Source organism: Mycolicibacterium sp. HS_4_1, from assembly GCF_054515875.1.
Map to the genome: position 1 here is coordinate 220,513 of NZ_CM137261.1, position 18,441 is coordinate 238,953.

The 18,441-nt window shown below is 67.8% G+C and carries 17 protein-coding genes and 1 pseudogene; 4 read left to right on the top strand and 14 right to left on the bottom strand.

The features are described from left to right. Positions 1–2: 2 nt before the first annotated feature. Together ACX12F_RS00985 and ACX12F_RS00990 are read right to left on the bottom strand one after the other, a co-directional pair. Positions 3–1,265 (bottom strand): septum formation family protein, encoded by a 1,263-nt coding sequence (locus ACX12F_RS00985; protein ID WP_459367871.1) that lies wholly within the window; start codon positions 1,263–1,265, stop codon positions 3–5. An 89-nt stretch (positions 1,266–1,354) separates the two neighbouring features. Then, the gene (locus ACX12F_RS00990; protein ID WP_459367872.1) at positions 1,355–3,553 is read right to left on the bottom strand and encodes an acyl-CoA dehydrogenase family protein; all 2,199 of its coding nucleotides are present in this window, start codon (positions 3,551–3,553) and stop codon (positions 1,355–1,357) included. 144 nt (positions 3,554–3,697) lie between these two features. On the opposite strand from ACX12F_RS00990, the gene ACX12F_RS00995 reads away from it, so the two are divergent. Then, entirely contained in the window at positions 3,698–4,921 is a 1,224-nt protein-coding gene (locus ACX12F_RS00995; protein WP_459367873.1) for an alpha/beta hydrolase fold domain-containing protein, read from the top strand. Positions 4,922–4,966: 45 nt separating this feature from the next. Further along, positions 4,967–6,385, top strand: a complete 1,419-nt coding sequence (locus ACX12F_RS01000) for a WS/DGAT/MGAT family O-acyltransferase (RefSeq protein WP_459367874.1) — start codon at positions 4,967–4,969, stop codon at positions 6,383–6,385. Positions 6,386–6,403: 18 nt separating this feature from the next. On the opposite strand, the gene ACX12F_RS01005 is transcribed toward ACX12F_RS01000, so the two are convergent. The 4 genes from ACX12F_RS01005 to ACX12F_RS01020 form a co-directional block, all read right to left on the bottom strand. Further along, complete coding sequence (locus tag ACX12F_RS01005) at positions 6,404–6,763, bottom strand: hypothetical protein (RefSeq protein WP_459367875.1); 360 nt, start codon at positions 6,761–6,763, stop codon at positions 6,404–6,406. Between the two features lie 355 nt (positions 6,764–7,118). Beyond that, positions 7,119–8,354 (bottom strand): alpha/beta hydrolase, encoded by a 1,236-nt coding sequence (locus ACX12F_RS01010; protein ID WP_459367876.1) that lies wholly within the window; start codon positions 8,352–8,354, stop codon positions 7,119–7,121. Then, the gene (fadD12, locus tag ACX12F_RS01015) at positions 8,344–9,924 is read right to left on the bottom strand and encodes an acyl-CoA ligase FadD12 (RefSeq protein ID WP_459370573.1); all 1,581 of its coding nucleotides are present in this window, start codon (positions 9,922–9,924) and stop codon (positions 8,344–8,346) included. The genes ACX12F_RS01010 and fadD12 overlap by 11 nt, the downstream gene beginning before the upstream one ends. Positions 9,925–9,978: 54 nt before the next feature. Then, on the bottom strand, positions 9,979–10,722 hold the full coding sequence (locus ACX12F_RS01020) for a lysophospholipid acyltransferase family protein (protein WP_459370574.1): 744 nt from the start codon (positions 10,720–10,722) through the stop codon (positions 9,979–9,981). Between the two features lie 156 nt (positions 10,723–10,878). Here ACX12F_RS01020 and ACX12F_RS01025 point away from each other — a divergent pair, with 156 nt between their 5' ends. Next, positions 10,879–11,655, top strand: coding sequence for a crotonase/enoyl-CoA hydratase family protein (locus ACX12F_RS01025; RefSeq protein ID WP_459367877.1), 777 nt, complete (start codon positions 10,879–10,881; stop codon positions 11,653–11,655). Positions 11,656–11,661: 6 nt separating this feature from the next. On the opposite strand, the gene ACX12F_RS01030 is transcribed toward ACX12F_RS01025, so the two are convergent. From ACX12F_RS01030 to ACX12F_RS01045, 4 genes and pseudogenes are all read right to left on the bottom strand, one after another. Further along, complete coding sequence (locus tag ACX12F_RS01030) at positions 11,662–12,129, bottom strand: hypothetical protein (RefSeq protein ID WP_459367878.1); 468 nt, start codon at positions 12,127–12,129, stop codon at positions 11,662–11,664. Positions 12,130–12,184: 55 nt separating this feature from the next. Beyond that, positions 12,185–12,670: a hypothetical protein gene (locus ACX12F_RS01035; RefSeq protein WP_459367879.1), complete on the bottom strand. Its 486-nt coding sequence runs from the start codon at positions 12,668–12,670 to the stop codon at positions 12,185–12,187. 101 nt (positions 12,671–12,771) lie between these two features. Further along, on the bottom strand, positions 12,772–13,797 hold the full coding sequence (locus tag ACX12F_RS01040; protein WP_459370575.1) for an acyl-CoA dehydrogenase family protein: 1,026 nt from the start codon (positions 13,795–13,797) through the stop codon (positions 12,772–12,774). Continuing rightward, positions 13,774–14,892: pseudogene (locus ACX12F_RS01045) on the bottom strand (acyl-CoA dehydrogenase family protein); the annotation flags it as partial. The gene ACX12F_RS01040 and the pseudogene ACX12F_RS01045, both read right to left, overlap by 24 nt. Positions 14,893–14,950: 58 nt before the next feature. Between ACX12F_RS01045 and ACX12F_RS01050 the strand changes: the two are divergent. Then, positions 14,951–15,478 (top strand): dihydrofolate reductase family protein, encoded by a 528-nt coding sequence (locus tag ACX12F_RS01050; RefSeq protein WP_459367880.1) that lies wholly within the window; start codon positions 14,951–14,953, stop codon positions 15,476–15,478. Here the strand turns inward: ACX12F_RS01050 and ACX12F_RS01055 are convergent. From ACX12F_RS01055 to ACX12F_RS01070, 4 genes are all read right to left on the bottom strand, one after another. Further along, on the bottom strand, positions 15,475–16,104 hold the full coding sequence (locus ACX12F_RS01055) for a TetR/AcrR family transcriptional regulator (protein ID WP_459367881.1): 630 nt from the start codon (positions 16,102–16,104) through the stop codon (positions 15,475–15,477). The genes ACX12F_RS01050 and ACX12F_RS01055 overlap by 4 nt on opposite strands. Then, positions 16,101–16,235: a hypothetical protein gene (locus ACX12F_RS01060; protein WP_020103445.1), complete on the bottom strand. Its 135-nt coding sequence runs from the start codon at positions 16,233–16,235 to the stop codon at positions 16,101–16,103. Before ACX12F_RS01060 ends, ACX12F_RS01055 begins: the two co-directional genes overlap by 4 nt. A 292-nt stretch (positions 16,236–16,527) precedes the next feature. Then, the gene (locus ACX12F_RS01065) at positions 16,528–16,749 is read right to left on the bottom strand and encodes a hypothetical protein (RefSeq protein WP_459367882.1); all 222 of its coding nucleotides are present in this window, start codon (positions 16,747–16,749) and stop codon (positions 16,528–16,530) included. A 177-nt stretch (positions 16,750–16,926) separates the two neighbouring features. After that, positions 16,927–18,399, bottom strand: a complete 1,473-nt coding sequence (locus ACX12F_RS01070) for an aldehyde dehydrogenase (RefSeq protein WP_459367883.1) — start codon at positions 18,397–18,399, stop codon at positions 16,927–16,929. Positions 18,400–18,441 lie beyond the last annotated feature (42 nt).

An 18,441-nucleotide genomic window follows, 5' to 3' on the forward strand; every position in this document is an offset into this window, starting at 1 on the left:
GGTTACAGCGGCGGCGGCGCCCAGGGGAAGGTAATCGGGGCCATGCCCGGGATCTCGAGCACATGCGACGGCCCGGCCGGGTCGGCGGGCGGTGCCGGCTCGGCTGGGGGAGCCTGCGGTACGTGCGCGGGGTTGTCGACCGGTGAGGCCGGTGCGGCCGGTGGCACCGTGGTGTCGGTGGCGGAAGAGCTTGGCGCTTCGGATGTTTGGGCCACCGACGCGGGTGATGACGACGCGGGTGATGACGACACCGATGACGATGAGGACGCCGATGACGATGAGGACGCCGACGCGGCACTCGGGGCTGCCGCCGGAGCCGCGGCGGTGGTCGGGGCGTTGCTCGTCGGGGCGACGGTCGTGGCCGTCGTGACGGGACTCGGCAGTGCCACGGGGCGCGGGGTCACGGCAGCGGGCACCGCGGACGCAGCGCCCGGGGACTTCACGCTGCCGGTCAGCGGGCCGGGCGTCCGCGAGGCCAGTGCGCACAGTGCCTGGTGGCTGCCGGCGGACCAGCTGGACGGGCCGATGGGCCGGTAATTCAGGGTCAGGTCGCTGGCGTACAACGTCTTTGGCGCCAGGTACGCGGTGGTCATCGTCATGCAGGCCGGCCGCAGCACCGCTTCCTGCTCGGCGTCCGACGGCGCCGGGCCGTCGTGGAAGTGCGCGCTGAGGTCGATGGGGCCGACAGCCTCGACCGAATGTGGCTCGGCGCAGTCCACCGGCACGAGGCCCGCCTGCCCGCCCTTCATGTCGGCACCCAAACAGGTGCCGGGCGGCCAGACGCGCGACTGATCCTGTTCGGCGACCAGCCCGCGGAACGGCAGCTGTTGGCCGTTCGGGCCCGGCAGCTGCAATCCGCACAGTGACAGTCGGGGACCGGACCCGGCATCGACCGATCGCAGCAGGCCGTACGCGAACCGGCCGTTCGGGTCGTAGTGCGGTCCGAGGTAGCGGCGCCCCGACACTGCGCAGGTTTCGATGTCGGCGTCGCCTGCATCACCGCTCAAGGAGTTGACGACCTCGAACAGGTGCGGGCTGTTGCACTGCACGAATGTGGGCCGTTGGGGAGGCTCAGGTTGCCAGGTCAGGCAGCTGCCGGCATGGGCACTGCGGAAGACGGTGTCGGTGTGGTCGTCGTCGGTTGTGCTGCCGGCAGAGGGGCCGACCGCCGTAACGGCGACCAACCCAGCGATCAACTGGGCGCACAGCAAAGCCGCTAGCAAAGCGCGGCGCGACGCCCAAAACGTGACCGATAGCAGATTCATCGGTCCATAGCGTGACATATCCGACCGATCGACGCAGTTTGGCGCCTCGATTTCTACCAAGTCGGGGCCGACTCGTGATGCGTGGTGACCTACTTGAGCAAAGGGTCGCGAGGCAGTCCGAGAATCCGTTCGGCGATGGTGTTCCGGGTGATCTCCGAAGTGCCGCCGGCGATGGTCATGGCGCGGTAGCCCAGGTAGGCCTGGGTGAGCGCCGGAGTTTGCCCGGTCACGGCCGCGGGGCCGGCCAGCTTCATCCCCAGTTCGGTCTGGCGCTGCCCCTGCTCGGCCACCACGAGTTTTGTGACATTGCCCTCGGGGCCCGGCCCGGTGCCCGCGATGGCCCGGCTGATCCGGCGCAGGTTCAGCAGCCGCAGGGTATGCCCCTCGGCGATCACCGCGCCGGCCCGGTCGCGCAGCCCGGCGGCCACCTCCGGTGGGGCAGCGTCCAGCAGCGCGATCAGATCGTCGGCGCTGAAGCCCGACTGCGCGCCGGACCCGCCGCCGATGGACAGCCGCTCGTTGCCCAGCGTCGCCCGCGCCACCAGCCAGCCCTTGTTGACGTCCCCGATGACGTCGGCGTCGGGGACGAACACCTCGTCGAAGAACACCTCGTTGAAGTGGGCAGTGCCTGTCAGTCCCTTGAGGGGGTTGACGGTGACGCCCGGCGCTTTCATGTCGATCGCCATCATCGTGACGCCGGCGTGCTTGGGGGCGTCGGGATCGGTGCGGACGGTGGCCAGGCCCCACTGGCAGTACTGTGCCAGGCTGGTCCACACCTTCTGGCCCGTGACCAGCCAGCCGCCGTCGACTTTCTTGGCGCTGGTGCGCACGGCAGCCGCGTCCGAACCGGCCTCGGGTTCGGAGAACAGCTGGCACCACATGATCTCGCCGCGCAGGACGGGGTAGACCCAGCGCTCACGTTGATCGTCGGTGCCGGCCTGCGCGATGGTGAGGGTCACCCAGCCAGTGATGCCCAGGTCGGGTCGGTCCACGGGCTTCTTCCCCCCGCTCGCTGCGCTCGTGCCCCCTGGAGCGCGGAACTCCTCCTCGATGGCCAGCTGCTCCAGCACGCCCGCGTCGCGGCCCCACGGCTTGGGCCAGTGCGGCACGAGGTAGCCGGAATCGACAAGAAAGTCTCGCCGCTTGTCCTCGGCGAGGGACTGCAACGTGGCGACGGCGTCGCGGGCAGCCGTGCGGTATTCGGCTGCCTCCTCCGGCAGTGCGAACGACGCCCCATGCGCCCGGCCGGTGCGCTGCCCGTCGACCACGTCGGCGAGCGGGTCGGCGCCGTCGCCGGTCAGCGCGGCCAGCGTCAGGGCGCGGCGCAGGTACAGGTGCGCGTCGTGTTCCCACGTGAAGCCGATGCCGCCGTGCAGCTGAATGTTGTTCTCGGCGTTGAAGACCTGGCTGTGGATCGCCTGGGTGGCGGCCACGGCCGCGCCGAACCAGGCGTCGTCGAGATCGTCGGCGCGGGCGGCGTCCCACGCCGCCGCAGTGGTGAGTTCGGCTGCCACCAGCATGTTGGCGGCGTGGTGTTTGACGGCCTGGAACGTGCCGATGGTCCGGCCAAATTGTTCGCGCACCTTGGCGTACTCGACCGCCATGTCCAGCGCCGCCCAGCTGATCCCGACCGCTTCGGCGGCGGACAGAATGCGAAAAGCCGTGTGCGCCTTGGGGGCCGCGCCGCGGATGACGGCTATCGCCTCGGCCTGGTCCAGGTTGACGGAGCCGATGCTGCGGGTGGTGTCCACCGACTCCAACGCGGTGACGGTGACGCCGGGGGCTTTCGCGTCGACGATCACCACGTCGTCACCGGCGACGAGAACCAGTAGTGCGGCATCGGGAGCGCCGAGCACCGTCGGGCTCACACCGAACACCGTGTGGCCGCTGACGTGGATATGGCCCGACAAACCGAGCGCCGCGGTGGTGTTGCCGTCGGCCAACCCGGGCAGCAACTGGGCACGAACCGGATCGGTGGCGCACCGGTCGATGACGACGGCGGCGGCGACGGTCGGCAAGAACGGCCCGGGGCACAGTTCGCGGCCCTGCACCTCCAGCACCACCGCCAGTTCGGGCAGTCCGAATCCGGAGCCGCCGTAGGCCTCGGGGATGGCCAGCCCCTGCCAGCCCAGATCGGCCGCGGCGGTCCAGAACCCGGCCGGATGCGACGGGCCGCCCTCGAGCGTGGCGCGGGCGGCGGCCCGGCTGCCGAGTCGGTGCAGCAGTCCGCCGGCCGAGTCCGCGAGGTCGTTGTGGTCGTCGGTGATCGCCAGCGCTGAGGTGCCCATGGGTTGACTGTAAGCACGACGGTACGACTTCGAATAGGCCCTGAGCAGCTGTGATTCACCTCACAAATCAGTAGTCGCCGAACCGTGACCCCTAACTTGCCGTGGCCCCGAAACTCCGTGGTCAGCCCGGTGTACGCTCGCGAAATGACGGCTCGACCGGATCATCACGATCACAGCCCATCGCTTGCGACCAGGCTCCGTTGGTTCATGGCAGCCAAGCCCGCCGATCACCTGCTGGCGATGGCGACAGCCGCCGCGTCGCTGCCGGTGATCGGCAAGAGCCTCGAGCCGCTCGGCGGGGCCACCGCGATGACGCTGTGGGGTATGCGGCACGTGCCCAGCTTCTGGGCGTCGACCTCCAAGGCGCTGTTCACGCCCAGCGTCGCGGAGATCCGCCGAGCGGAGCGCGATTGCACCAACGAGGTGATCCGGGCGGCGCTGACCGGGGCCGTGCCCCCGGCTGAACTCGACATCGAATGGCCGGTCCCGGAGCGCACGCCGCCGTTCTGGCGGGCGCGGGAACACCGGCGCCAGGTGCACCGCACCTCGGTGCGTTACGGCGACAGCCCGTCGCAGCTGCTGGATGTCTGGCGCGCCGACGACCTACCGAGCGAGCCGGCGCCGGTGCTGATCTATCTGCCCGGCGGGGCCTGGGTACACGGCAGCCGGCTGCTGCAGGGCTACGCCCTCATGAGCCACCTGGCCGAGCGGGGCTGGGTCTGTCTGTCCATCGACTACCGGGTGGCGCCCAATCACCGTTGGCCGCAACACATCACCGACGTCAAGACCGCGATCGCGTGGGCCCGGGCGAACGTCGACAAGTTCGGCGGCGACCGCGACTTCATCGCGATCTCGGGCGGCTCTGCGGGTGGACACCTCGCCGCGCTGGCGGGCCTGACCGCGAACGACCCGGAACTGCAGGGCGACCTGCCCGAGGGCGCCGACACCTCGGTCGACGCCGTCGTCGGCATCTATGGCCGGTACGACTGGGAAGACCGGTCCACCAAGGAGCGCGAGGAGTTCGTCGACTTCCTGGAGCGTGTGGTGGTTCGGCGACGCATCGACAGGCATCCCGAGATCTACCGGCAGGCTTCGCCGATCGCGCGCGTGCATCGAGATGCGCCGCCGTTCCTGGTCATTCACGGCAGTGGCGACAGCGTCATCCCGGTGGCCCAGGCGCGGGACTTCGTGCACGAGCTGCGGACGGTGTCGGAGTCGACCGTCAGTTATATCGAATTACCCGGCGCCGGACACGGTTTCGACATGACTGACGGTGCTCGCACCGGGTCCATGGCGACTGCCATAGGGTTGTTCCTCGACGAGGTTCGCCGGAACCAGAACCAGCAGCGTGTCGAAGAGGTCGTCTAGACCGTTCGATCGGCAGGCGTCTGACCGAAGCGCAGGAGAGGTCGAGTGAAACGACTGAGTGGGTGGGACGCGTTCCTGCTGTATTCGGAAACGCCCAACGTGCACATGCACACCCTCAAGATCGCCGTCATCGACCTCGCCGGCCTCGGTGATCGCACTTTCGGAATCGACGAATTCCGCCGCGTGCTCCGCGAACGGCTGTACAAGCTGGAGCCTTTCGGCTACCAGCTCGTCGACATCCCGTTCAAGTTCCACCACCCGATGTGGCGCGAACACGCTGAAGTCGACCTCGAGTACCACGTGCGGCCGTGGCGCGTGGCAGCGCCGGGCGGCCGGCGGGAGCTCGACGAGGCGATCGGCGAAATCGCAAGTACCCCACTGGATCGCAGCCGGCCGTTGTGGGAGATGTACCTCGTCGAAGGTTTGGCCAACGGGCGCGTGGCCGTGGTCGGAAAGATTCATCACGCGCTGGCCGACGGCGTGGCCTCGGCCAACCTGCTGGCCCTCGGCATGGACATCACCGAGGCGCCGCAGCATGACAACGATCTGTACGTGGCGGATCCGGCGCCGTCCCGCGGCCAGCTGGTCCGGTCGGCGTTCGTCGACCATCTGCGGCAGATCGCGCGCATTCCCGGCGTGGTGAAGTACACCGCCGACGGCATGGCGCGGGTACGCAAGAGCAGCCGCAAGCTGTCGCCCGAACTGACCCGGCCGTTCACCCCGCCGCCGAGCTTCATGAACCACGTGCTCACCCCGGGGCGGCGTTTTGCCACAGCCACTCTGGCGCTCGCGGACGTCAAGGAAACCAGCAAGAAGCTGGGCGTCACCATCAACGATCTGGTGTTGGCCATGTCGTCTGGCGCGCTGCGTGAGCTGCTCCTGAAGTATGACGGCAAGGCCGACCACCCGCTCTTGGCCTCGGTGCCGATGAGCTACGACTTCTCGCCGGATCGCATCTCCGGCAACCGATTCAGCGGTGTGCTGATCGCGTTGCCGGTCGACGTGGACGACGCCTCGCAGCGGGTCCAGCAGGCCCGTGAGGCCGCATTGCTGGCCAAGGAGAGCCACCAATTGGTGGGCCCGGAACTGGTCGCCCGGTGGACCGCGTACATGCCGCCGGCGCCCATGGAGTTGATGTTCCGCCGGCTGTCCAACATGGACGGCCAGAACAAGGTGCTGAACCTGAACATCTCCAACGTGCCGGGGCCGCGGGAACGCGGCAAGGTCGGCGGCGCGACCGTCACCGAGATCTACTCCGTCGGCCCGCTCACCGCGGGCAGCGGCCTGAACATCACCGTCTGGAGCTACGTCGACCAGCTCAACATCTCGGTGCTTGCCGACGGTGTGACCACCGATGACCCGCATGAGGTCACTGACGGCATGATCGCGGACTTCAAGAAAATCCGCAGTGCCGCAGGGCTTTCCGAGGAGCTGACGGTCGTCGAGACCGCGATGGCGCAGTAGGGTTTGCCCCGTGGCTGGTCAGTCCGGCGGGCGATTGCGGAATCGTTTGTGGAGCACCTGCCGTGATACGCCCATGATTCGTCCGATCTCGGCCCAGGTCCATCCGTTGGCGCGGGCCTGGCGGACAGCCTGCTCGTATTGCGTTTTGGCGCTGTCGAGATTGTCGCGAGCCTGAGCCAGCGCTTGTCGGCTGATGCCGCCGAATACGTCCGCGGCTATTGGATCGGGCTCCGCAGGTTCGTCGTCGAATGACCAATCGTCGTCATCATCGTCAAGACCATTTGCCCTTCGGAAGGCATCGGCGGCAGCATCGATCTCTTCGCGCGTCGGACGGCGTTGTTGTGGTTCCCACCAGAGTCGCTGGGCTGGGTAGGGCATGGCGGGTCCCTTTCGGTGTCGATCACTGTGGAAAGTATGTGTTGCGGGACCGACATGTTTCGCGTGACCGACACCGATGCGACCTGTCTCCAAGTGGGTTCGGGCTGGGAGTCGTCACCTCGGGCTGACAGTGTCAACCCGAGGTGACAATGTCAGCGATTGGTGACAGGTCCAGGTCGGACGTGTCCATGAGAGCGCGGACCGAACGGGGGTGAGCGTCGCTCGCGATTTGAGAACTCGAACGGTGATCGTCAACCGACGGTGACAATGTCAGCGATTGGTGACAGGTCCAGATCGGACATGTCCATGAGAGGGCGGCGCGGTCACGTACCGCGCCGGCTGGCCGGACGGCCGGCTACCCGACGTCGTCCGTGGGGACCGCGGCGCGCCCCTTCTCGGCCCGCACCCATTCCAGGAATCGGGTGATCGCCTCGGCGGTGTAGCGGCCGTGTGCCGAGCCGAAGATGTCAAATGCGTGCTGCGCGTAGGGAATCTCCGCGTACGCCACCGGCGCCGGCGACTGTTCCCGCAGCGCCGCGACGAAGTCCCGTCCCTCCTGGACGTCGATCAGCGTGTCGTGGGTGCCATGCAGTACGAAAAACGGCGGGGCGTCGGGGCCGATGCGGGTGATGGGTGAGGCGTCCAGGAACACCTGCGAATCGTTGGCGAACCGCTTCTTGATGATCAGTTGCTCGAGGGCCCGCATCATCTCGGGGCGCCCGGGGCCTTCGAAGCCGAACCAGTCGTACCGGCCGTACACCGGAACCGCGGCCACCACGGAGGTGTCGGCGTCCTCGAAACCGGGCTGCCACTGGGGATCTCCGGGAGTCAGGGCGGCCAGGGACGACAAGTGGCCGCCCGCCGAGCCGCCACTGATCGCGACGAACTCGGGGTCTCCGCCGAAGTCGGCGATGTTCTCCTTGACCCAGGCCAGGGCCTGCTTCACATCGATGATGTGCGCCGGCCATTGGTGCTTCGGGCTGACGCGGTAGCCGATGGACACGCAGATCCACCCGCGGTCGGCGAGGGCGCCCATCAGCGGGTACGCCTGCGGTCGGCGGTCGCCGAGCATCCATCCACCACCCGGAACCTGCAGCAGCACAGGGGCTTTACCGTCGAGAGGCACATCGGGACGGCGCCAGATGTCGGCGAGGTTGGCGCGGTGCGGACCGTACTTCACGGTCTTCTTGTTGTACTTGCGGCGCGACAGCATGGTGCGCCCGATGCCGGGCAGGCGTGGCACACCCGGGTCGGCCGGGTTGCCCGGCCCGATCACGTCACGCAACGGCTTCTCGAATGCCGGCCGCGAACTTCGGCTGCGATTGAATATGAATCCCAGGATGGCCCAGGTGATCACGGTGATACCCAATGCGATCCGGCCGCTGGTGCCGGAGAAATCGCCGCGCCGGCCCCGGCGGGTCGCGGACAGCACCGAGGAACTGAGCACGACGCCGGCTGCCTCACTGGACGGCCAGCCGTAGGCGAACGCGACGATGCCGGGGTTCCCGGAGCGGGCCAGCGGGCTGGCGGCGTTGGTGGCGTTGACCAGGCCGACGACGGCCCGCAACAGGGTTACCGATTTACGCGCCATTGGCCAGTGCCTTCAGTTCGCGGCGGTCGATCTTGCCGGTACTGTTGCGCGGCAGCTCTGCCAGCACCGTAATCGACCGTGGCACTTTGTAATTGGCGAGATTGTCCCGCACATGCTGCTTCAGGGCGTCTTCGGTGGCCGAAGCTCCGTCGGTCAATACGACGAACGCCGCCAGGCGCTGGCCGTACTGCTCGTCGTCGACGCCGAGCACCGTGGCCTCGGCCACCTCGGGATGGGCGGACAGCGTCTTTTCCACCTCGATGGGGTAGACGTTCTCGCCGCCCGACACGATCATCTCGTCGTCGCGGCCCACCACGAACAGGCGGCCGGCGGTGTCGACGTAGCCGACGTCGCCTGACGACATGTAGTCCTGATGGAAATCCTTTGTGGCGCCGGAGGTGTAGCCGTCGAACTGCGTCGAGTTGCGCACATAGATGGTGCCCACCTCGCCCGTCGGGAGCTCCTTGAGGTCAGCGTCCAGGATCTTGATCTCGGTGCCCTCGGCGGGACGGCCGGCGGTGTCGGGTGCGGCGCGCAGGTCAGCCGGCGTCGCGGTGGCGATCATGCCGGCCTCGGTGGCGTTGTAGTTGTTGTAGATGACGTCACCGAACTGATCCATGAACGAGGTGACGACGTCGGGCCGCATGCGCGACCCGGAGGCCGCGGCGAACCGTAATGACCGACCGCTGAAGCGATTGCGGATGTGGTCCGGCAGTTCCATGATGCGGTCGAACATCACGGGGACCACACACAATCCGGTGGCCTGGTATTTGTCCACCAGCGCCATGGTGGCCTGCGGGTCGAACTTGCGGCGGGTGACCACGGTGCAGGCCATCGACGCCGCGAACGCCAACTGCGAGAAGCCCCAGGCGTGGAACATCGGAGCGACGATCACGGTCGTCTCCTCCGTGCGCCACGGCGTGCGGTCCAGGATCGCCTTCAACGCGTCCAGGCCGCCGCCGGAATGCTTGGCGCCCTTGGGAGTTCCCGTTGTCCCCGAGGTCAGCAGGATCACCCGGCTCTTCTCGCCGGTGCGCCGGGGCTGCAGCCCCAGGTGATCGATGATCAGCGACTCGACAGTCAGTGGGTGGTCCTCGGTATCGGTCCACGCCACGATCCGGGTCACTTCGGGACGCCCCGCCCGGTTTTCCAAAGCGCGGTCCACCGTCGCGGTGAATTCTTCGTCGTAGATGATGACGTCGACGTTCTCTCGGGCCACGACCTCGGCCATCGCCGGACCGGCAAAGGAAGTGTTGAGCAGCAACACATCTGCGCCGATGCGGTTGGCCGCGATCAGTGAGTCGACGAAGCCGCGGTGGTTGCGCGCCATGATGCCGACGACCTTGGCGGACGGCAGGGTCTGCAGGGCGGCGGCGAACGCATCGCCACGCCGGTCGAGCTCACCGAACGTCAGCGTGCCCAGCTCGTCGATGAGGCCCGGCCGGTTACCGCAGCGCTGCGCGGAACTGGCGAAACCCGAAGTAACGCTCATGTTTTCGCGCGCCATGGCACCGGCGATCCGCACGTACTTGTCCGGGCGGAGTGGGGCGATGACACCGGCCCGCACCATGGTGGTGACGAGCCCGGCGGTCGCGGTCAGCCTGTCGGTGATGCCCACGACCCGTCAGCCTAGTACCGGGAAGCGACGCTCTTCGGCGAGTTCACCGAGTGCGTCCTGCATGACCTTGCGGACCCGCGCATCGACGGCGTCGATGTCGGGGTCCGCACCGAACTCGGCTTCGATGTTGATGGGCGGCAACACCTGCATGACGATCTTCGACGGCAGCGGCAGGTTGAAGGGCAGCACGGCAGACAGCCCGAACGGCAGGCCGACCGACACCGGCACCACCTTGGTCCGAGCGGCGCGCGCGATGGGGCCGAGGGCCTTGGCGATGCGCTCACCGCGCGTCAGGAACAGCTGCGTCTCCTGGCCGCCGATGCCGACCATCGGCACGATCGGCACGCCGGCGTTGATCGCGGCCTTCACGTAGCCCTTGCGGCCGTCGAAGTCGATCTTGTTGGCATCGGCCGACGGCCGGTACACGTCGTAGTCGCCGCCGGGGAACACGACGACGAGGCCGCCCGAGCGCAGCGCTTCGTCTGCGTTTTCGTGGCTGGCCAGGATGTAGCCGGTCTTCTTGAAGAAGTCCGCGGTCGGGCCGACCATCAGCATGGCGTGGCTGAGGGTGTAGACGGGACGGTCGTAGCCGTACTTGTCGTAGAAGTGCGACGAGAAGATCGGTACGTCCATGGGCAGCATGCCGCCGGAATGGTTGCTCACCACCAGCGCGCCGCCGAGCGGAATGTTCTCCAATCCGCGGACCTCGGAGCGGTGATAGACCTTCAGCAGCGGTCGGAGAATCCCCATGACCTTCTCGGTCAGGTCCGGGTCGAATTTGGTGATTTCGGGCAGCTTGGCCACGGTTTCTCCTCTGGCTGCGGCAAAAACTAGAACGCGTTCTAATTTTCGATTATTCACTGGTTGACCGCCGGACGCCAATCCCCTGTGGCTAGCATCACCGTCGTGACCGAAGAAGCCACCAGCGAAGATGCCGTCCTCGTCGAACAGCGCGACCGCATACTGATCATCACCATCAATCGGCCCCAAGCCAAGAACGCTGTCAATGCAGCGGTCAGTAACGGCTTGGCCGCTGCCGCGGACCGCCTGGATGAGGACCCGGGACTGTCGGTCGGCGTGCTGACCGGCGCCGGCGGCTCGTTCTGTGCCGGCATGGATCTGAAGGCCTTCGCCAAGGGCGAGAACATCTTGTCGAGCCGTGGCTTCGGCCTGACCCAGCGCCCGCCGGCCAAGCCGCTGATCGCGGCGGTCGAGGGCTACGCGCTGGCGGGCGGCACCGAGCTGGCGCTGTCGGCCGACCTGATCGTCGCCTCCAACGTGTCGGCGTTCGGTATCCCTGAGGTCAAACGCGGCCTGGTCGCCGGTGGTGGCGGGCTGCTGCGGCTGCCGCAGCGCATCCCGTACGCCATCGCCATGGAACTCGCGCTCACGGGCGACAACCTGACCGCGACGCGGGCCCACGAGTTGGGCCTGGTCAACGAGCTGACCGAGCCCGGTGGCGCACTCGACGCCGCCCTCGCGTTGGCCGAGCGCATCACGGCCAACGGCCCGCTCGCCGTCGCCGCGACGAAGCGCATCATCGTCGAATCACCCGACTGGTCCGACGCGGAGAAGTGGGAGAAGCAGGGCGCCATCCTGGGCCCGATCTTCATGTCGAAGGACGCCCGCGAGGGCGCGGTGGCCTTCGCCGAGAAGCGTGCTCCGCAGTGGACCGGTAGCTGACCTTCGCTACTTGGGCTTTTTCTCCGGCGGCTGCACCGGGCACTGCTGCTCAACCCAGTTGTTGAGCGTGCGGCTGAACTGAGTGCGGTCCGGGTCGGTGGTGTGCAGGCCGTTGGTCTTGACGAAATGTGTCACGGCGGTCTGCACATCGGCCGGCGGATGGAACCCATTGATGGTGTCGGCGGCGGCTTTGGCATCGTCGGCCGATGTGCCGGACATCAGGTTCACCACCGCGCTGGTGAGTTGCAGGCAGGTCCCGCCGTCCAGCTGACGGCTCGTGGGGGACGGCGGCGCGCCCGCATCCGGCGTGCTCGGTGCGGCCGACGTACTCGGCGCCGGAGCGCTCGATGTCGACGTGGTCGGCTGCGCAGGCTGCTTGTCGCCTGCGCACCCGGCCAGCAGTAGGGCAGCGGCGAGCACTACGGCCTGACGGCCGGTGAACCGCCGCGACGTCACGATCTCCCGGTAGGACATGTGTTTGTTTCTACCGGGAAGATCGTTTGTCTCGGCCGCTGGGGTCGAACAATTGTCAGACCGAGGCGACGAAGTCGCTGCTGTAGAACTCGGCGGGGCTCTGCGAATGCGGCGACGGCAGGTCAACCGCGACCCAGACGCCGGTGGTGCCGGGGGCGACGGACAGTTGGACGGTGGAGCTGCCGTTGCCCCAGCCATCGGTGCTCAGCGCGGCGGTGCCGATGCTCGGGTCGCCGGGCAGGCAGCCCAGCGTCGCGTGCGGGGCCGGGATCAGCCGGACGGTGTACTGGGCGTCGCGTGCGCCGTCGAGCATCTCGATGTGGGCGACAGCGGTGCGGCCGTCGGAGGTGACCTCTGCCGTCAGTGCTGCCGGGAAACGAAACTTCATGTAATTGATCGGCTGCCGGTCGCAGGCGTACGTGCGCGACATCAGGGTCATCCGATGTGCGGTGGCGGCTTGCGCGGGCGCCGCGACGGCGGTGGCGGCGGGCAGGGCGGTGCAGACGGCGAGCGCTGCGAGCGCGCCGCTCAGTTTAGACATGTGTCAAGTTTTTACCGGGACCGCCGGTAACGCAGTGGCCGGCGTCACAAACCGACGGACTCCACTTTCGCTGCGGATATTGACTTAGGTCACAACGGGTTTCAGATGCGCCCCACCGTCACATCCCAGGCGCCGGTCGTGGCGGTGAAGCCGGCCAGTCGCCGCGCGTGCCAACTGGTGCTACCGAACTCGTCGGCCCAGCTGCGGGCGCGCATGGTCGCGCGCCACAGCGGATGTTCGGCGGTGGTGCCGATGGCGCCGTGCAGCTGATGCGCGATGGTGGTGACCGGGGCGACGGCGCGGCCGACGGCGACCTTGGCGACGGTGGTGGCGTAGGCGGTGCGGGCGTCGGCAAAGCCGTATTGGGCGGCCGCGATGACCGCCAGAGTGGTTGCGGCCCTGGCTCGTTCGATTTCGCCGAGCATCGAAGCCAGCGAGTGCTGTACCGCCTGGAAGCCGGCGAGGGGGCGGCCGAACTGCACCCGGTTCGCGGTGTGTGTGACGGTCAATTGCGCGGCCGCGTCGAATGCGCCGACGATCTGCACGCAGCGGCACCAGGCGCCGCGGATGGTCAACTCGTCGGCGACGGCAAGCGGCAGTTGGACGACATCGTCTGCCGCGGTGTCGAATTCGATGGTCGCCCGCGGTTCTCCGGCGAGATTGTGCCCGGTGGCGATGAGCGTCGGTGCGCCGCGCAGTCCGACGTACAGGGCGTCGGGCCCCCGTTTGGTCACCAGTACCGTCCCGCACTGCGGCCAGGTGGCGACCTCATCGATGGCGAGCGTCAGTGGCCCCGATTCTGGTACCGGCAGTCCGGCCGCGGTGGCCAACCATGTTGCCAGCACATCGGTTTCGGCGATGGGCACCGCAGCGGCATGGCGCGCCAGGGTCCCCAGGACGACGGCCGCCGCAGCCGGGCCGGCGTCGGCATCGCCGCTCAACCGCGTCAGTCCGGAATTCTCGGCGGTGTGCCACAGGGCGTCGTCGAACGTCAGCGGTAGCGTCCTCGCGGGTTCCGCGGACCGGCCGATCTGCTCGGCCAGCTCGCGCAGTTCGGCGAATTCGTCTGAATGCTGCTGCGCGGCCGCCTGTTTGGTCCAATTCTTGGCGACGATGCCGCGCAACACCTCATTGGTGCCGCCGCGCAGCGTGAACAGGGGTGCGTGCACCCGGGCGGTGTCCAGCATCGCCTGCAGGCGCGGCCGGTCGGGGCCGTTGTAGCGATCCAGCAGTTCCGCGGCGATCTCGACAGAATCCTGTTCGAACCGGGTCCCCAGGTCTTTCACCAGCGCGGCGGGCACAGCGGCATCCTGGCCGGCGGTCAGCGCCCGGGCGACCGATATGGACAGTTGGCGTAGCGAGATCATTCGCGCCATCAGATCGCCGATATCGGCGCCCGGTTCGTCCCGCAACGCTTCGATGAGCGCGAAAAGCATTGTGGCCGTCGACAAGAAGCGCTCCGGCCCACTGCGCTCGAAGCCCAGTTCCGAGGTCACCTGGTGCCAACCGGCGCCGACGGTGCCGAGCAGGTCGGCATCGGTCAATGCGACATCATCGAACAGCACCTCGTTGAAATGGTGCTCGCCGTTCATCTGGACGATGGGCTCGATGGTGACGCCGGGAGCGTCGGTGGGCACGATGAACTGGCTGAATCCGGCATGCCGGTGGTCTGGGTCCAGGGGACTGGTGCGGGCGAGCACGACGATCTGGTGCGCCAGGTGTGCGCCGCTGGTCCACACCTTGCTGCCGTTCAGGCGCCAGCCGTCGTCGGTGCGGGTGGCCTTGGTGGCGACGGCGGCCAAGTCGGAACCTGCCTCGTGTTCGCTCATGCCGATCGCGGAATGCAAAGTACCGGAAGCGATTCGGGGTAGTAGCCGGCGACGCTGGTCCTCGCTGCCGTAGGTCAGGAGGGCGGGGGCCACCTGTCGGTCGGCGATCCAGTGCGCGGCGACCGGGGCGCCGTGGGCCAGGAGTTCCTCGGTGACGACGTACCGGTGCATGTGGCTGCGCCCGCGTCCGCCGTACTCGACCGGAATCGTCAGCCCGACGAATCCGGCCTCTGCCAATCGCACGCTGAAGTCGGCGTCCCACTTCGACAACCAGCAGTCGACTCCGGGCTGCCAGCCGAACTTCCGTGCGTCCTCGGCCAGGAACCGGCGCAGGTCGCGGCGCAGTTCCGCCAGCTCATCGTCGTCGGCGCGGAGGGCGTCGAAATCGTCCATCGGGCAACAGTAATCGCGACGCCCCGGATTGTCGGTGGGGCGCGGCATACTCGGTGCGATGGCGACCATTTACTACACGGCATCCAGCTTGGACGGCTTCATCGTGGACTCCGCCGGCAGCCTGGACTGGCTGCTCACCCGCGACATCGACGTCGACGGGCCGTTCGGCTACAAGGCCTTCGAGAAGTCGGTGGGTGCGCTGGTCATGGGGTCGACGACGTACCGCTGGGTCGTCGAGCACGAGCCGGGCGACTGGCCATACCCCCAGCCGACGTGGGTGCTCACCTCCCGGTCGGACGTTATCGTCGAGGGCCATCCGGTGCAGGCGGTCAGCGGTGATGTCGCGAAACTGCATCCGGCGCTGGTCGAGGCGGCGGGGGAGCGTGACGTCTGGATCGTGGGCGGCGGGAACGTCGCGGCGCAGTTCGTCGCGGCCGGCTTGGTGGACGAACTCGTGGTGTCCTATGCGCCGTGCTCGTTGGGTGCCGGCGCGCCCGTGTTGCCGCTGCGCTCAGAGTGGAAGCTGCTGCAATCCGGGGTCAACGGGGACTTCGTCTGCGCGCGCTGGGCTCGCGTGGACGCCTAGTCGCCGGCGGTGGGTACGCCGTTGTTCTTCACGAAAGCTTTTGCCTTGATGAGGAATTCGAGCTGGTCGGCGACGTCGTGCAGCGGTTCGACGCTCTGTGACGACCGGCTCAGAACCACGGCGCCTTCCAGCGCGGCCAGGCAGGTGACGGCCAGGGCGGCCGCGTCGGCATCGCTGAATCCTTCGGCCGAGAAGGCGTGCCCGAGCGCGGTGCGCCACCGGTCGAAGATCTCGGCGGCGATGGGTGTCAGGGTGGGGGCTTCGTCGCCCGACGCGACGGCGGCCGCGACCACCGGGCACCCCGCGGTGAAGTCGCTGTCGGCGAGAAGCTGGTCCCAGAAGTTGACGAACCCGCATACCAGCGCAATGCCTCCGTATGCCGCGGAGGCGTCGATGTGGGTGGCGATCGCATCGCCGGCGAACTGCAGGGCTTCGATCAGCAGCTGGCTGCGGCCCTCGGGAAAGTGGTGGTAGACCGAGCCGCGCGGCGCGCTGCTGCGCGCCAGCACCTCGTCGATGGTCAGGCCGGCGGCACCGCGCTCACGCAGCACGGTAGCGGCGGTGCGCACCATCCGGTCCCGGGTGGCGCCGCGCTTGTTGACCGCCTTGGTGGCAGTTCCGGTCAATGCGTGACCCGGTTCCGCAGCTGCGTCATCCGATCCTGCACACCGCGAGCCGCCTCGCGCAGCCGTTCATTGGCGCCCAGGACGGTATGCGTGAAGCGATGGCCTTTCACGTTGACTTCGACCACCCACATGGCGCCCTCCTTGATATGGGTCTCAGCATAAAACGTTCAACACATCGGGCCAAAGAATGTATTCCGGGTCACATGACGTGGGACGTTTCGCGGGGATGAACGGGGTGGCCTCCCAAAGCTATGCGAATAACCATAATTTTGACTGCTGCACGCCGACCGGCCCAAGGGTGCAGGCCCCGAGCCCACCCGCGAACTGGGGGCGCCTGCTTGTGGGTGAACGCAAAAGCTGTCCCTTCTCCGAGGAAAAGGGACAGCTTTGCGACTGCTCGCGGGAAGAACCTGCGCAGAAAAACTAGCCGGCGTTCTCCAGCGCGACGAGCGCGGCGGCCACGGCGAAGTACTTGTTGGAGCCGAGCTGGCGCACGGTCTTGATGTTGAATGCCGCGGCGAGGTGCTCGGCGTCGGAGTCGCTGACCCCAGCCAGTGCGGCGGGCGATGCGTCGAGGATTTCCTTGAGGGACTTCTCCTCGTATGCCTTGTCGAGCGACTTCTCCAGATCTACAGAGACGGCCATGCGTTACCTCCCAGATTGTTTGCCGGACCATCGGACGGGCGTGACGGTATCAGCGATAGCTGGGGTCCGCCTGGGATAAAACACCGCGGCTGAAAAGCCGAATGGCCCACCCCGGCCGCGTCTCCCGAGGGGCGAAGGACGTGGCATGGGGCGGGCCATCCGGACGAAGGCCGGGCACTACTCCGGGGTGTAACCGAACGGCAGCAGGACACTCTTGGCCTGGCAGTAGGCCTCGATGCCCTCGGGGCCGTTCTCGCGGCCGATGCCGGAGTTCTTGTAACCACCGAACGGAGCGCCCGGGTCGAACGCATACATGTTGACCGCGTAGGTGCCGGTGCGGATCTGCGAGGCGATCTTCATGGCCCGCGGGATGTCGGTGGTGTAGACGCTGCCGGCCAGGCCATAGTCCGAATCGTTGGCGATGCGGATGGCGTCCTCTTCGGTGTCGAAGGGGATGATCGCCAGCACCGGGCCGAAGATCTCTTCCTGGGCGATGGTCATCGAGTTGTCGACATCCGCGAACACCGTCGGCTGCACGAACCAGCCGGAATCCAGGCCCTCGGGACGGCCGCCGCCGGTGGCGATGCGCGCACCCTCCTCCACGCCCTTCTTGATGTAGGCCTCGACGCGCTCACGCTGCTTCTCGCTGATCAGCGGGCCGATCATGGCGGCCGGGTTGTCGGGCAGGCCGACCTGCATGGCGGCTGCGCCCGCGGCCACCTTCTCGACGACCTCGTCGTACCGCGACCGCGGCGCCAGGATGCGGGTCTGGCCGACGCAGGCCTGACCGGTGTTCATCAGGCCCGAGAACAGCAGCATCGGAAGCGTGGAGTCCAGGTCGGCGTCCTCGAGGATGATCGCCGCGGACTTGCCGCCGAGTTCCAGCGTGCAGGGCTTGAGCCGCTCGGCGGCGACCTTGCCGATCTCCTTGCCGACGGCCGAGCTGCCGGTGAAGGTGAACTTGTCGATCTCGGGGTTGGCGGTCAGCGCGCGGCCGGTCTCCGGGCCACCCGGCACGACGGACAGCACACCCTCGGGCAGGCCGGCCTCGGCGAAGGCCTGGGCCATGGCGAACACCGACAGCGGGGTCTCGGCGGCGGGCTTGAGCACGACGGTGCAGCCGGCGAGCAGCGCCGGACCCAGCTTGTTGGCGGCCAGGAAGAACGGCACGTTCCACGCGGCGACGGCGGCCACGACGCCGATGGGCTCGCGGGTCACCAGGGTCTGGCCGTAGATGCCGTCGCGGATGTCGTTCCACTGGAACTTGTCGGCGGCGCCGGCGTAGTAGTTGAACGACGACATCGCCGCGCCGTACTGCATCATGTCGACGATGCTCGGCGGCTGGCCGGTCTCGGCGGAGAGCAGGAACTTCAGCTCGTCGGCGCGCTCGGTCATGATGCGCGACGCCTCGGCGATCACCGCGGCGCGCTCCGCCGGGGACATCTTGGGCCAGGGGCCCTCGTCGAACGCCTTGCGGGCGGCGGCACACGCGGCATCCACGTCGGCCTGGGCGGCCAGCGGCACCTTGCCGACGAGCTCGCCGGTGGCCGGGGAGTGCACCTCGATGACGTCCGACGTCGAGGGTGCGGTCCACTGACCGCCGATGAACAGCTGGTCCCATTCGGTTTTGAATGCCGTGCTCTGTGTCATGGCCGTCACACTACCGAGTTTTCCGTCAAACGAGAACCTGTT

Excerpts from the sequence above, each read along its gene's own strand:
- ACX12F_RS01010 (WP_459367876.1), bottom strand. The coding sequence starts at position 8,354 with ATGGCGCGTAAATCGGTAACCCTGTTGCGGGCCGTCGTCGGCCTGGTC.
- ACX12F_RS01005 (WP_459367875.1), bottom strand. The coding sequence starts at position 6,763 with ATGCCCTACCCAGCCCAGCGACTCTGGTGGGAACCACAACAACGCCGT.
- ACX12F_RS00985 (WP_459367871.1), bottom strand. The coding sequence starts at position 1,265 with ATGAATCTGCTATCGGTCACGTTTTGGGCGTCGCGCCGCGCTTTGCTA.
- ACX12F_RS01050 (WP_459367880.1), top strand. The coding sequence starts at position 14,951 with ATGGCGACCATTTACTACACGGCATCCAGCTTGGACGGCTTCATCGTG.
- ACX12F_RS01035 (WP_459367879.1), bottom strand. The coding sequence starts at position 12,670 with ATGTCTAAACTGAGCGGCGCGCTCGCAGCGCTCGCCGTCTGCACCGCC.
- ACX12F_RS01065 (WP_459367882.1), bottom strand. The coding sequence starts at position 16,749 with ATGGCCGTCTCTGTAGATCTGGAGAAGTCGCTCGACAAGGCATACGAG.
- ACX12F_RS01020 (WP_459370574.1), bottom strand. The coding sequence starts at position 10,722 with ATGGGGATTCTCCGACCGCTGCTGAAGGTCTATCACCGCTCCGAGGTC.
- fadD12 (WP_459370573.1), bottom strand. The coding sequence starts at position 9,924 with ATGGTGCGGGCCGGTGTCATCGCCCCACTCCGCCCGGACAAGTACGTG.
- ACX12F_RS01060 (WP_020103445.1), bottom strand. The coding sequence starts at position 16,235 with ATGTGGGTGGTCGAAGTCAACGTGAAAGGCCATCGCTTCACGCATACC.
- ACX12F_RS00995 (WP_459367873.1), top strand. The coding sequence starts at position 3,698 with ATGACGGCTCGACCGGATCATCACGATCACAGCCCATCGCTTGCGACC.
- ACX12F_RS01070 (WP_459367883.1), bottom strand. The coding sequence starts at position 18,399 with ATGACACAGAGCACGGCATTCAAAACCGAATGGGACCAGCTGTTCATC.
- ACX12F_RS00990 (WP_459367872.1), bottom strand. The coding sequence starts at position 3,553 with ATGGGCACCTCAGCGCTGGCGATCACCGACGACCACAACGACCTCGCG.
- ACX12F_RS01030 (WP_459367878.1), bottom strand. The coding sequence starts at position 12,129 with ATGTCCTACCGGGAGATCGTGACGTCGCGGCGGTTCACCGGCCGTCAG.